Raw genomic sequence first — 12578 nt, 5'->3', positions numbered from 1 at the left:
GATGCCTGTATCGACAGAGGTTGTTGAGGTGGCCGGCGCTCATCCCGCCCTCGCCGCCTGCGAGTTCGCGGGGCTCGAGCTGCGCAACAGATTTGCCCTTGCCCCCATGACCCGGGTCTCCGCGACCGAGGACGGCAGAGCCACCCAGGAGATGGCCGAGTATTACGAGGCCTTCGCCGAAGGCGGGTTCGGGCTCCTGATCACCGAAGGGACGTACACCGACACCGCCTTCAGTCAGGGGTATCTGCATCAGCCCGGCATCACGGACGAGGCGCAGGCCGCCGCCTGGCGGCCCGTCGTCGACCGGGCCCATGCCGCCGGGGCGCGCGTCGTCCTGCAGCTGATGCATGCCGGGGCCGTCGCGCAGGGCAATCGGTTCAGCGACCGGGCCGTGGGCCCCTCGGCGGTACGGCCGCTGGGTGAGCAACTGACCAAGTACCGCGGCAGCGGCCGCTGGCCCGTACCGCTGGAGATGACCCGTCGCCAGATCGCCGAGGCCGTCCACGGCTTCGCGGCCGCCGCGGTCCGCGCCCGCGACGCCGGCTTCGACGGCGTGGAGATCCATGCGGCCAACGGCTATCTGCTCGACCAGTTCCTCACCCCGTACACGAATCTGCGCACCGATGGGTACGGAGGGGACGTCGAGGAGCGCTCCCGGCTCGTACGGGAGGTGACGGCCGAGGTCAGAGGCGCGACCGGGCCCGGCTTCGTGGTCGGTGTCCGCTTCTCCCAGGGGAAGATCAACGATCCCTCGTGGCGATGGCCGGGAGGTGACGCCGAGGCGGGCGTTGTCTTCACGGCGGCCGCCTCGGCCGGGGCCGACTACCTGCATCTCGCGGGAAGCGGACGGGATTGGTTCCCGGGCGAGGCCCCGGACGGGCCGAGCCTTCCCTCGCTCGCCCGGAAGGCCACCGGGCTTCCCGTGATCGCCAATGGCGGGCTGCACAGGGACGCGGTGGCGCGGCGCGTCCTGGACGAGCGGCACGCCGACGTCCTGGCGATCGGGACGGGCGCGCTGGCCAATCCCGACCTGCCGCGCAGAGTGGCCGAAGGCGCGGACCGGGCGCCGTTCGATCCTCGGATGCTCGAGCCGCTGGCGACACTGGGCAACGCCCGTGTCAGTACGCACGCGTGACGTCAATACGCACGCTTGACAGTTGTTACTTGCACATGCAAGGTTAATGCCCAGGGCCAAGATCTTGAAGGCGGCTCTGTGAAGGCATTACCTTGCATGTGCAGGCAAATGTAAGGTCAAAAGGGAACTCGGGAGACGGACTGCTCATGCGCACCCAGGAAAGCGAACTGCTCGACTACGCCCAGGAAGCGATCCGGCTCAGCAGTGAGCATGTCGCGCAGGGCGGCATCCCCTTCTCCGGCGTGATCGTGGGCAGCGGACGGATCCTGGGGACCGGCTTCAACCGGGTCCGCGAGGACAAGGACCCGACCGCGCACGCCGAGGTCGTCGCCCTCCGGGAAGCCACCGCCAAGCACGGGATCCACGCCGTGACCGGAGCCACCCTGATCGCCTCCGGCGAACCCTGCGCCCTGTGCTACATGGCGGCGCTGTACGCCGGCATCGGCCACATCGTGCACGCCGCCGACCGCAGGACGGCTGCCCGGTACGGCTTCGACTACACGGGCTCGTACTCCCTCTTCGCCGAGGACCCGGCGAGCTGGCCCCTCGAGGTCACGGCGCTCCAACTCCCCGAAGCGGAGCAGCCGTTCAAGGACTTCCTCACCCTGAGCCGAGCCCGGCGATAGCCGCGAGCTCGGAGCTGATCAGGACTCTCGCCCCGCCGCATCGTCGTACGACGCGCTTCACCCGGTAACCCCCGTAACTCACCCACGCTCACCGCACGGAAGGACCCACCATGCACTGGCTCTACCTCGCGATCGCTGTCGCCTTCGAGACCACGGTCGCCATCGCCGCCGGAAAGGCCGAGGGCTTCAAGAACCGCAAGTGGACCGCCATCACTTTGCTCAGCGGCGCTGCCGCGACCTTCTTCCTCAGCCGGGCGCTGCTGAAGTTCGACGTCGGCGTCGGCTATGCCCTGTGGACGTCCGTCGCCGGCGTCGGCATCACCGTCCTCGGAGCGCTGTTCTTCGGCCAGCGTCTGAACTGGAACAAGGCGATCGGCATCCTCCTCGTCATCGGTGGCGTCGTCGGCCTGCAGCTGAGCGGTTCCGCCTGAGCCCGGCGCTGATCTCCCGGCCTCGCACTCCGTGCACCCCGTAACCACCTGACGACATCCCCACGAGAGGACTCATCTCCCATGTCCAACTCAGCCCCGAGCTCCGCGAACGCCTGGCTCATGCTCCTGCTCGCCGGCGCCTTCGAGATCGGCTACGCGCTGTCCGTCGGCGGCAGTGAAGGCTTCACCCGACTGACCTGGTCCCTGGTCGCCGTGGTGTTCTTCCTGCTGACGCTCTACGCACTGAGCCTCGCCCTGCGCACCATCGACGTGAGCATCGGCTATGCCGTCTGGGCGGGTATCGGCGCGGTCGGCGCCGCGGTGTTCGGCCCGCTCTTCTTCGACGAGACCCTCACCGTGGCCAAGGGCGTCTGGCTGGGTGTCATCATCGTCGGGGTCATCTGGCTCAAGCTCGCCGACCGTACGAAGTCCCCTGAGGCGGCTGCCGATTCGCAGGAGTCCGGGCGCCTCGTGGAGCGGCCCGAAGCTGTTCAGGTCTGACGTTCGTCGCCTGACAGTGCCGGTCATGCTGGCCATGCCGGTGAGTGCCAGTCAGTACGCCACAGGCGCCGCTGCCCTTGTCGGAAAGGGCAGTAGGCGCCTGTGGCGTACTCCGTCACTTCGCGGTTCTGCCGCCGTCCACCGCGAGGGCGGCTCCGGTGGTGAAGGACGAGGCGTCCGAGCAGAGCCAGGCGGCGGCGCGGGCGATCTCGGTCGGATCGGCGAGGCGCTGCTGGATCCCTTTGGTGCCGAAGCGGGAGCGCACGGCGGGGGCGGCTGCGAGGACGCCGTCCATCATTTCCGTGTCGGTGCTGCCCACCACGAGGGCGTTCACGCGGATGCCCTGCTCGCCGTACTCGGCGGCCGCCGCCCTGGTCAGGCCGATGATCGCGTGCTTCGCGGCCACATAGGGAGCCGAGGCGGCGGTGGCGCGTACGCCCGCGACGCTGGAGGTGTTGACGATCGCGCCGGCGCCGGCCGGCAGCATGGCGGGGATCTGGGCGCGCAGACAGTTCCACACGCCGCGCAGATTGACGTCCATGGTGCGGTCGAAGACGTCGTCGGGGAGTTCGTGCAGTACGGTTCCGGCGCTGGCGTAACCGGCGTTGTTGAACGCGCAGTCGAGCCTGCCGAACCGCTCGACCGCCGTGGCGACGGCGCGTTCCATGTCCGCGGAGCGGGTGACGTCACCCGGTACCGCCAGGGCCCGGCCGCCGTCCTTCCTGATGCGTTCGGCGACCTCCTCGACCCGGTCGGCCCTGCGGGCCACGAGTACGACGGAGGCTCCTTCGGCGGCGAAGTGCCGGGCCGCCGCGGCGCCGATTCCGCTGGAGGCGCCGGTGATCAGCGCCACCTTGTCGGGCAGCAGCGGTCCGGCCGGTGTCACGCGCGGCTCCCCTGGACGGCCGTGGACGGGTCGGGGCTCCAGAACGTGTTCGCGCTCATCTCCTGGTCGATCCGGTGCAGCAGGTCGTCGTCGAGCGCGTCGAGGCCGCTGATCACGTGGCGTACGCCCAACTCCCGCATGAGAGCACGCTGGTGGCTGTGGACGAAGGTGGAGGGGTGGCCGACGAAGGCGGTGCCGAGCTCGCGGGCCGTGTCGGCCACCCGGGCGACGTCGTCGACGAAGAGGGCCTGGTCCGGGCGGAGCCCGAAGACGTCCTCGGTGATCTCTTTGAGGCCGGGGCGGATGTCGTTGGTGCAGACGTAGCCGGGCCCGTCGAACAGGTCGGCGTACTGGCCCAGATGACGGTCGAAGTGCTCCTTGCCCAGGCCGCCGTAGCAGACCGTGCGCAGGCCCGCGCCCCGCAGCCGGAGGAGCAGGTCGCGGGTGCCCGGCGTGATCGTCACCGGGTGGCGGTCGACGTACTCGGCGCGCTCCTCGAAGTAGGCGGCGAGCGCTTCTTCGCCCGTCAGGTCGCCGCCCACGGCATCCGCGAGCAACCGGCCCGCGATGTGCTGCGGCTGGGAAAAGATGGAGCGTTCCAGCTCGGCGGTGTACGTACCGCCTCTGCTGACTATGAAGTGATGGATCACCGGGCTGAAGGTGTCGTTGAGCAGGACACCGTCGATGTTCAGGGCGGCCAGGCGCAGGGCGGGCATGCGGCTCCGTAGGGGATCGTTCAGAACTGGCAGTGTGGGTGGAACTGGCGGTGCGGGCAGGGCAGTCGGCCCGGTCAGGGCATCATCGCGGCGCCGCGGGCGGGGCTCGCCTCGGCGCGGGCGATCACGGACGGGACTGCGAGGCCCGGCAGGAGCAGGTTCCACATCTGCTGGGTGCGCTCGGGAAGGTCCTTGCGGCCGCTGACGACGTTGGAATACATCTGCATTCCGGTACATGCGGCGACCACGAACTCCGCGACCACGATCGGGTCGATGCCCGGCTGCAACTCGCCGTGTTCCTGCGCCTCTTTCAGGTAGGCAGCCATGATCCCGCGGAAGCTCTCGTACGGGCTGGCGTCCGAGGAACCCATGGAGGCCTGTTCGTTCGTCAGCCGCACGCCGGCCCGGAGCAGAGGGTCGCGCTGCAGCTGCCACGCCCACACGAGCGTGAGGTCGATGAGCCGCTGCAGACCGCCGGCCGCAAGCAGCGGGACGATGGTCTCCGGCTGGCTGTTCATCACCGCCCTGGCCAGGCCCTCCTTGGAGCCGAAGTGGAAGTAGAGCGCCCCCGCCGTCACGCCGGCGCGCTTGAGGATGCGGGTGATGCTGGCCCCCGCATAGCCGAACTCGTCAAAGACCTCTGCGGCCGCGTGTAGGAGAGCGCGGCGGGTCTGCTCCGCCCGTTCCTGTTTCAGTTGCGCCATACCTCTCACCTTCCCAAAAAGAACGCTCCTTATGTTATCCGAGTCCGCCACGGTCCGAGTGAGTCTGGTTTGAGCGCCTTGATCCGCAGATGGCATCAGATTCCCCCGTAAGCGATCAAGGCATTGCTTCCCCTTGACTTGGCAAAACAAAAGGATCATTATTTTTTGAGCCGGGCACTAGGAGTGCGCATCTCCCACCTCTGTGTACTCGTCCGTAGTAACTACCGATCTTGGGGGCGGAGTTGTCTGTTTCGGTACTGAGCCTTGAGGCGCAGCCGGTCCACCAGTGGCAGGTGCACAAACTTCGAGGTGAGGAAGTCCTGCTCAAGGCGTGGGCCGAGTCGTCCCCGGGGTGCTACGTGCTCACCGCGCGCTGGCCGCGGGGGCATGACTTCTACCGGCCGTCGCAGGGTGCGTACGACCCGATGCTGCTCGCCGAGAGCGTGCGCCAGACGGTGCCGCTGCTGTCGCATGGCGTGCACGGTGTGCCGCGGGAGTACAAGCAGGCGTGGGAACAGTTCAGTTTCACGGTCGAGCCGCTGGCGTCGCTGGTGACCACCGCCGAGGAGGAGGTGCGCCTCGTGGCGTCCTGCTCGGACGTGGTCCGCCGCGGTGGCAGGTTCGCCGGGATGGCGATGGACATCGAAGTCCACCTGGGGGAGCGGCTGTTGGGCACCGCCCACACCCGCTTCAACAACCAGCCAGCGGCCATATATCGGCGGCTGCGCGGGAGTTACGCGGACACCGACGCCGCGCTCGCGCGCTGCCTTCCGACGGGATCACCCGTGGAGCCGCACCGGGTGGACCGGCGCTCCCCGGACGACGTGGTGCTCTCACCGGCTCCGGGCGGGGGGCCCGGGCGGTGGATGCTCCGGGTGGATCCCACGCATCCGGTGTTGTTCGACCACGCCGTCGATCACGTACCCGGGATGCTCCTTCTCGAGGCCGCCCGGCAGGCCGCGCACTCCGTCGGCGACGGTGCTTCGGCCGTCATCGGGATGCGGACGGACTTCGCCCGGTACGTCGAGCTGGACGCCCCCGCCGTGGTCCTGGCCGGCGAACCCGTGCGTGACGGCACGGGTCGGCGCCGCGTGGACGTGTCGATCGAGCAGCATGGCGTCCGCGTGTTCACCGCTGAGGTGACCGTCGGGCCGGCGATCGGCCTGTAGGCCTCTCTTTGAGGACAACGCAGCGCGGCGGGCGGCCCGTATCCCTTCCGAGGGGGATGCGGGCCGCCCGCCGTCGCGTCAGGCCTGCGCCAACTCCGGTATGGGGTACGGGAGTTCCTCGTGCACGATGACGTCCACGTGCACCGAGGCCGGGACCGCGAAGCTGGCCTCGTACCCGGGTGGTGCGAGCAGCTGCCGCACCCGCCAGCCGAGCGGCTGACCGGTGAGATCGAGCCGGTTCATGATGGCGGCCATGCCCTGTCCCGTCGCCTTGGCCATGGCCTCCTTGCGGGTCCACAGGCGGGCGAAGTCGCGGACGAGTTCGTCGTCCGGGCGACCGCCCAGCCACTGCTGTTCCTTCGGGTGCAGGAACGGCAGGTAGTCGGCGACGGATTCCGGTGTCGGCCAGGACTCGATGTCGATGCCGATGGTGGCCTCGGCGACCCCGATGGCCACGTGGTCGCCGCTGTGCGACATCGAGAACTCCACTGCTTCCCGGCCCGGGTCCGGATCGCGGATGGCCGGCCTTCCGTGTGCCCCGCCGCAGCCGGGACACGGCTGCCGCAGGAAGCCGACGCTCCGAGGTGAGCAGTCGAGCGACGAGCCCAGAACGCTCCGCAGCGCCCAGTGGGCGAAGACGTAGGCCTCCCGGCCGGCCGGCTGCGGTATCCCCGCCAGCCGGTTTCGTTCCTTCTCGTCGAGCCAGTCGGGCGGGGCCTCGCCGGCTGCGAGGCTTCCCCAAGCTCTCGGCTTCGCTCGAGCAGGGGATGCCCCATTCCCGGCCGGGGCCCGGACGATCCAGATGCCGACCGGATCGCGGACCTCCCCCGGGGGTGCGTCGGACCACTTGAGGTCGTGTGTCATGTCGATACGGCTCCTGATGTGGCGAGGACCCGGCCGGTCCCCGCCACGGGTCGGATCAGGCGGTGGCTGCGAGCAGCGGCCACGGGCCGGTCGTGGCGTACTGCTCGAGGTCGTCGGACGCGAGATAGCGCCGGAATCCAGGTACTTGCTCCGCCGGGCGCAGCGCCCCGCGGTACAGCACCAGGCCGCGCACACCGGTGCCGTCGTCGTGCCAGCACACGAGTGGCATGCGGTACTCCGGCGTGTCGCACGTCTCCTGTACGGCGGCTTCGTAGCCGAACGCGGACAGCAGGCTCATCGGGCCGCGCCCGCCAACTCACCGATGGCCGCGCCCTGTTCGGCCTCGGGGCGGACGCCGAACAGGGCGCCGTAATCGGTGATCCGCGCGGCCGCCTCCGCCCCGCCGGCGAGGTGCAGCGCATGCCAGAACAGCACCTGGTTCGCGGTGAGCACGGGGAACCCGAGCCGTTCCTCCAGGCCCGCGATGGTGCCCACGGCACGAATGCCGTTGCCGGCGACGAGGACCGCCTGCGGCCGCTGCGGGGCGACGGCGGACTCGATCCACTGCACCAGCGCCTCCGGCGTGATCAGTTTCTGGTTGCTGGGCAGACCGCAGGGCGCGTGGTGGACGACGTCGAAGCCCCGCTCGCCGAAGTACGAGGCACCCAGGGCGGACAACTCGTCGTCGAACCAGGGCGGGTTGACGAGCGCGATCCGCTCGGCGCCCAGGGCGCTGAAGCCGGCCGCGGCCGCGTGGGTGGTGCCGGTGAGCGGGATGCCACGGGTCCGCTCGGCGAGCCGCTCGAACAGCTTCTGCTCGCCGTCGGCGCCCAGGACGTAGGCGGAGCTGGTGAACCCCAGGGCGATGGAGTCCAGCGGGGAAGCGGCGAGCAGCTCGACGGCGTCGTCGATGAAGGGCGGGTCGATGAAGGCACGCACCGGGTCGTGCGGGATCTTCGGGTCCATCTCCCCACCGGGGCGCATCGCCCCGAAGTGGACGCGTGAGCCGTGGACGTAGACGTCACGCGGCGCCATCGCCTGAAGCTCGGACTCGGGCCCGACGTCCGCGTGCGGAACGACGACACCGACGCGCGCGACCGCGCCCCAACCGTCCTCGCGGGCCTGGAACTGCGTCATGGGGTGCTTCTCCTCTGCTGCTGCTGTTCTTCTGCTGTGTCGTTACGGGTATGTCTGTGTCGCTACGGCTACGGCTACGGCTGCGTCTGTGTCGTCACGGATGTGTCGCCGCGCGGCTCAGGCCGCCTCGTCGGCGAGCGAGCCGCCGCTGACGGTGCCGGTGCCGCCCTCGTCCAGGAACTTCGGGTGCTTGCGGCGCATGTTGCCCATCACGAACTCGTACGGGACGTCGTCGAAGTCGCCGTGGTCGGTGAGGAACTCCATGCTCTGGCGCCCCTGCGCGTCGAAGGGGTGGTAGAGGCTGTCGGAGCGGCCGTCGAACTCCAGCGGGGTCATGCCGTACAGCCGGCACAGGAGCTTGTTGAAGACCGGGGTCACCTTCATCCAGCGGCCGTCGAGATACACGGTGGCCAGGCCGTGGAAGAAGACATCGCCGCCGATGTACGAGGTCAGCCGGTCGGAGGCCAGGTGGTTGCGGACGTCGCTGTAGTGCAGCCGGGCGGGGATGCCGACGGCGCGGCAACAGGCGGCGTAGAGCGCGGACTTGTGCAGGCAGAAGCCCTTGCCGCCGGTGATGATGCTGGACGCCGTCAGGCCCTGCGGCGACAGGTCGGCGCCGTAGACCTCGTAGTGGATGCCGTCGCGCACCGCGTAGTAGAGGGTGACGGCGAGGTCGACCGGGTCGGCGGCCTCGCGGTCGATGTCGCCCAGCGCCTTGTCGACGAAGGCCTTGACGGTCTCGTGCTCGTAGTCGAGGAAGTCGGTCGCCGCCGTGAGGCGGGCGCGGTCGTCGGCGGTCAGCTGCTCGGATGCGATCGCCTGCTCGGACGCGGTCGGCTGCGCGGAAGTGGTGTCGGCCAGGGTGTTGGTCATGCGGGTGCCTCTCGTCACAGGCCCATCAGGGCGGCGATGCAGTTGCGCTGGATTTCGTTGGTGCCGGAGTAGATGGAGCCGGCGGCGGCATTGCGCAGCTCGCGCTCGATGCCCGTGTCGGTCAGATAGCCGCGCGCGCCGAAGATCTGGATCGCGTCCTGGGCGGTGCGCTGGTTGGCCTCGCTGACCACGATCTTGGTGGCGGCCACGTCCGTCGAGGCGTCCTTGCCCTGCTCGACCTTGCGCCCGGTGTCGTACAGCCACTTGCGGGCCGTCTCCACGGCGATCTTCATGTCCGCGATCTTGTGGGAGACCGCCTGGTTCTTGCCGATGGCGCTGCCGAACTGCTGCCGGGTGGTGGCGTGTTCGACCACGCGCTTCAGGCGGTGGGTCATCTCGCCGAGGTTCACGGCGAAGGAGAAGAGGACCTCCCGCTTCATCACGTAATCCATGATCAGGAAGCCGGCGCCCTCGCTGCCGAGGCGGTTGCCGACGGGCAGCCGTACGTCCTTCAGCGTGACCTCGCTGATCGGGGAGGTGCGCAGCCCCATCGTCTCCAGCGGCTCGCCGACCGTCAGGCCCGGCGTGCCGCGCTCGGCGAGGAAGGTGCTCAGCCCGAAGGCGCCCGGCTTGCCGGTGCGGACGTACAGCAGGAAGAGGTCGGCGACCGGGGCGTTGGTGATGAACAGCTTGCCGCCGTTCAGTACGTACTCGTCGCCCTCGCGCACGGCCGTGGTCCGGATGTTCATCACGTCCGAGCCGTGGCCCGGTTCGGTGATCGCGTGCGCGGTGATGGACTGCCCGGAGGTGACCTGCGGCAGGTAGCGCTCGCGCAGGTCGTCGGAGCCGAACGCCTGCAGCGGGATGCCGACGCTGACGATCTGCGTGGACGCCGAGAAGTTCAGGCCGGCGTCCCGGCTGGTGTGGCCGAGGCCCTCGAGCGCCGCCATGGTCTCGGTGAGCGTCCGGCCCACGCCGCCGTACTCCGGGGCGAAGGGGAGCGTGAAGAGCCCGGACTGCTGCAGCGGCTTCCACTTGTCGTGCGGGAACTCGGCGGCGCGGTCCCAGCGGGCGACGTCGTCGTTCAGCTCGTCGCCGTAGGGGGCTGTGACGCCGTAGGTGTCTGCGGCCTTCTCTGCTGCCATGTGTGTTCTGCCTTGCCTTTCGCTGGGCGCTGACCGTTGGGCGAGGGGCGCCGGGTGCGGGGCCGCGGCGGCGCGGCCCCGCACCCGGCGTCGCGGATCAGTAGCGGGAGAAGCCGTCCTCGGAGAGCGAGTGCTTCTCGTCGCCACGCAGCGCCGGGCTGAACACGGAGACGAGGAGGAGGTCCTCGTCGTCGGAGGCGATCAGGTGGTGGGCGTCGTTCTTGTCCAGGGCGTAGATGGTCCCGGTCATGATCTTGTGGTGTTCGCCGTCCTTGGTGACGACCTCGCCCGAGCCGCCTATGCAGTAGCAGGCCTCCAGGTGGCCGAGGTACTGCAGCGCACTGGAGGTGCCCTGGCGGACCAGCGTCTCGCAGACGGTGAAGCCCATGCCGTCGGCCTCGGTCAGCAGGCGGTGGCTGGTGCCGCTGCCCCACTCGACCGCGGGGACGTCGGAAAGGGAACGGACGATCATGACGAGACTCCTGTCATCGCTGTGTTCTGGGCGCTGTGTTCTGGGTGGGTGGTGCTGCCTGGGAGGGGACGGTCCGTCAGGCCGCGGCCGGAGCGGCCTGGCTGACGAAGCCCCGGATGTCCGCGAGCGTGCGGTAGACGGCCGGCTCCAGCGGGATGTCGTCGACGGGGATGCTGTACGTCTCGGAGATCCAGGAGATGAGGCGGACCAGACCGAGGCTGTTCACGACGGTGCTCTCGATGAGGTCGAAGTCGTCGGTCAGGTCCTCGGAGTCCTCACCGGCCAGGAACTCCTGGACGATGTAGTCGCGGATCGGGTCGTTGGCGCCGGTGCTCATCAAGAGGCTCCGTTCAGTTGGGTGTTCTTGATCGAATTACGGTCGGGTTTGCCGGTCGGGGTCTTCGGCAGCGGAGCGCCGCCGAGCCCGACCGAGCTGGGCACGGCGTGCCGCGGCAGGTGCTTCGCCGCGTACGCCCGCAGGCCAAGGGAGCTCAGGGAGGCGCTGTCCCGGCGCACCACTTCGGCGTGCAGCCGGGTGCCGGCCTCGGGACAGGGCAGCGCGACGACCGCGGCCTCGACGACGTCCGGATGTGCCTCGAGGACGGTCTCGACCTCCAGGGTGTTGGTGCGCACGCCGCGCACCTTGACCTGGAAGTCGGTACGTCCCTGGAGGAAGTAGCGGCCGTCGGCGTCGCGGTGGACGAGGTCGCCGGTGCGGTAGAACATGGCGCCGCCGCCGCGCGGGTCCGGCATGAACGCCTGCGCGTTGCGGGCCTGTTCGAGATAGCCGCAGGTCTGGAAGGGCGTGTGCACGACGAGTTCGCCGGTGCCGGGACCCCGCAGGACCTCGGTGCCGCCGGCCCCCTCGATCAGCAGCACCGCGTCGGTGCCGTCGATCGGGGTGCCGATGGGCAGCGGGTGCACGTACGCGCCCGGATCGATGTCGTGGAGGAAGCTGTCGTTGGTCTCCGTGCAGCCGAAGACGTTGTGGAAGCGGGCGGCCGGGTACGCGGCGAAGGCGTCCTGCAGTCCCTGCTCGGAGACTGCCTCCCCGGTGAACACGACCGTACGGACTGCCGGGTAGCCGGCGCCGTCCGCGGCCAGCAGCCGGTGCAGCAGCGGCACCCCCTGGACCAGGGTCACCTCGTTGCTCTGCGCGAGGTCCCGCAGATAGCCGGCGTCCCCGCTGGCCCCGGCGTCGGCCAGCACGACCGTGCCGCCGGCCTCGAGCACCGCCCAGACGTCGAGCAGCGCGAGGTCGAAGTTGAGCGGCGAGAAGCTCAGCGAGCTGGTGCCGCCGTCGAGCCCGAACTTGCCGGTGGCCCAGTCGCCGAAGCGGTCGAAGGCCTCGATGCGGACGGGGACGAGCTTGGGCACGCCGGTTGACCCGGAGGTGGTGAGGGTCAGCAGCGACTCCTCGGGGTCGGGGGCGCTGAAGCCGTCCGACAGCGCGGGGTCGGCCTCCTCCCGCGACAGGGTCACGCCGCCGCCGGGGACCGCGACGGCCGACAGCGGGCCGTGCGCCTGGGCGGTGAGCGTGGACAGGGCGGCGGCGCCCAGACCGGGCGACGGGACCAGGGTGTTGATCCCCTGCCGCCATGCCGCAAGGAGCAGCGCGATGGTTTCCGGCGACTTGTGGGCCGGGACGCACAGGCCGCGTACGGAGCCGAAGTCGGCGCCGTCGAGGTCCGCGGTGGCAGTGCGGATCAGCTGGTCCAGGCCCGCGTAGGTGACCCGCTGGCCGGCGCTGACGAGCGCGGTCCTTTCGGGCTGGTCCCGCACGTGCCGGCTGAGTGCCTGCAACAGGCGAGGCGAAGGCATCGGTCCCCCCTCGTGGATCGGTGATCTTGGCTACGAGAGAGAACCTACGGGGTTTTATATGTATGGTCAAGCAAGTAAATCTCGGGATCGAGTGATCC

General features: G+C 69.6%; 16 protein-coding genes. 5 read left to right on the top strand and 11 right to left on the bottom strand.

The genetic code is table 11. From position 1 onward, the window contains the following. The first annotated feature begins 1 nt into the window (after nt 1). The 4 genes from OG430_RS22875 (at nt 2) to OG430_RS22860 (ending at nt 2693) form a co-directional block, all read left to right on the top strand. On the top strand, nt 2–1135 hold the full coding sequence (locus tag OG430_RS22875) for an NADH:flavin oxidoreductase (RefSeq protein ID WP_327354434.1): 1134 nt from the start codon (nt 2–4) through the stop codon (nt 1133–1135). A 146-nt stretch (nt 1136–1281) separates the two neighbouring features. After that, nucleotides 1282–1761 carry a nucleoside deaminase gene (locus OG430_RS22870; protein ID WP_327354433.1) on the top strand — a complete coding sequence of 160 codons (480 nt, stop codon included), beginning with the start codon at nt 1282–1284 and terminating at the stop codon, nt 1759–1761. A 110-nt stretch (nt 1762–1871) separates the two neighbouring features. After that, the gene (locus tag OG430_RS22865; RefSeq protein ID WP_164248433.1) at nt 1872–2192 is read left to right on the top strand and encodes a DMT family transporter; all 321 of its coding nucleotides are present in this window, start codon (nt 1872–1874) and stop codon (nt 2190–2192) included. An 81-nt stretch (nt 2193–2273) separates the two neighbouring features. Next, nucleotides 2274–2693, top strand: coding sequence for a DMT family transporter (locus OG430_RS22860; RefSeq protein ID WP_327354432.1), 420 nt, complete (start codon nt 2274–2276; stop codon nt 2691–2693). 115 nt (nt 2694–2808) lie between these two features. Here the strand turns inward: OG430_RS22860 and OG430_RS22855 are convergent, their stop codons facing one another. The 3 genes from OG430_RS22855 to OG430_RS22845 form a co-directional block, all read right to left on the bottom strand. Continuing rightward, a complete protein-coding gene (locus tag OG430_RS22855) occupies nt 2809–3579 on the bottom strand; it encodes an SDR family NAD(P)-dependent oxidoreductase (RefSeq protein WP_327354431.1) in 771 nt (256 codons plus the stop codon). Further along, a complete protein-coding gene (locus OG430_RS22850) occupies nt 3576–4295 on the bottom strand; it encodes an HAD family phosphatase (protein ID WP_327354430.1) in 720 nt (239 codons plus the stop codon). The genes OG430_RS22855 and OG430_RS22850 overlap by 4 nt, the downstream gene beginning before the upstream one ends. 74 nt (nt 4296–4369) lie before the next feature. After that, entirely contained in the window at nt 4370–4999 is a 630-nt protein-coding gene (locus OG430_RS22845; RefSeq protein ID WP_327354429.1) for a ScbR family autoregulator-binding transcription factor, read from the bottom strand. Nucleotides 5000–5241: 242 nt separating this feature from the next. Between OG430_RS22845 and OG430_RS22840 the strand changes: the two genes are divergently transcribed. Then, nucleotides 5242–6168 carry a ScbA/BarX family gamma-butyrolactone biosynthesis protein gene (locus tag OG430_RS22840; RefSeq protein WP_327354428.1) on the top strand — a complete coding sequence of 309 codons (927 nt, stop codon included), beginning with the start codon at nt 5242–5244 and terminating at the stop codon, nt 6166–6168. Nucleotides 6169–6246: 78 nt separating this feature from the next. Here the strand turns inward: OG430_RS22840 and OG430_RS22835 are convergent, their stop codons facing one another. The 8 genes from OG430_RS22835 to OG430_RS22800 form a co-directional block, all read right to left on the bottom strand. Continuing rightward, nucleotides 6247–7032 carry a 4'-phosphopantetheinyl transferase family protein gene (locus OG430_RS22835; protein WP_327354427.1) on the bottom strand — a complete coding sequence of 262 codons (786 nt, stop codon included), beginning with the start codon at nt 7030–7032 and terminating at the stop codon, nt 6247–6249. Between the two features lie 55 nt (nt 7033–7087). After that, a complete protein-coding gene (locus OG430_RS22830) occupies nt 7088–7330 on the bottom strand; it encodes a DUF6253 family protein (protein WP_327354426.1) in 243 nt (80 codons plus the stop codon). Next, nucleotides 7327–8169, bottom strand: a complete 843-nt coding sequence (locus OG430_RS22825; protein WP_327354425.1) for a maleate cis-trans isomerase family protein — start codon at nt 8167–8169, stop codon at nt 7327–7329. Before OG430_RS22825 ends, OG430_RS22830 begins: the two co-directional genes overlap by 4 nt. A 117-nt stretch (nt 8170–8286) precedes the next feature. Then, nucleotides 8287–9042 (bottom strand): transglutaminase-like domain-containing protein, encoded by a 756-nt coding sequence (locus OG430_RS22820; RefSeq protein ID WP_327354424.1) that lies wholly within the window; start codon nt 9040–9042, stop codon nt 8287–8289. Between the two features lie 14 nt (nt 9043–9056). After that, nucleotides 9057–10187, bottom strand: coding sequence for an acyl-CoA dehydrogenase family protein (locus OG430_RS22815; protein WP_327354423.1), 1131 nt, complete (start codon nt 10185–10187; stop codon nt 9057–9059). Between the two features lie 97 nt (nt 10188–10284). Continuing rightward, a complete protein-coding gene (locus OG430_RS22810; protein ID WP_327354422.1) occupies nt 10285–10659 on the bottom strand; it encodes an ectoine synthase in 375 nt (124 codons plus the stop codon). Nucleotides 10660–10735: 76 nt separating this feature from the next. Continuing rightward, nucleotides 10736–10996 (bottom strand): acyl carrier protein, encoded by a 261-nt coding sequence (locus tag OG430_RS22805; protein WP_327354421.1) that lies wholly within the window; start codon nt 10994–10996, stop codon nt 10736–10738. Beyond that, nucleotides 10996–12480, bottom strand: coding sequence for an AMP-binding protein (locus tag OG430_RS22800; RefSeq protein ID WP_327354420.1), 1485 nt, complete (start codon nt 12478–12480; stop codon nt 10996–10998). The genes OG430_RS22805 and OG430_RS22800 overlap by 1 nt, the downstream gene beginning before the upstream one ends. Nucleotides 12481–12578: the final 98 nt, after the last annotated feature.

The sequence above is a fragment of the Streptomyces sp. NBC_01304 genome (genome assembly GCF_035975855.1).
GTDB lineage: Bacteria > Actinomycetota > Actinomycetes > Streptomycetales > Streptomycetaceae > Streptomyces.
The sequence above is the reverse complement of the archived record's forward strand: the minus strand, read 5'-3'. Positions and strand labels throughout refer to the sequence as shown.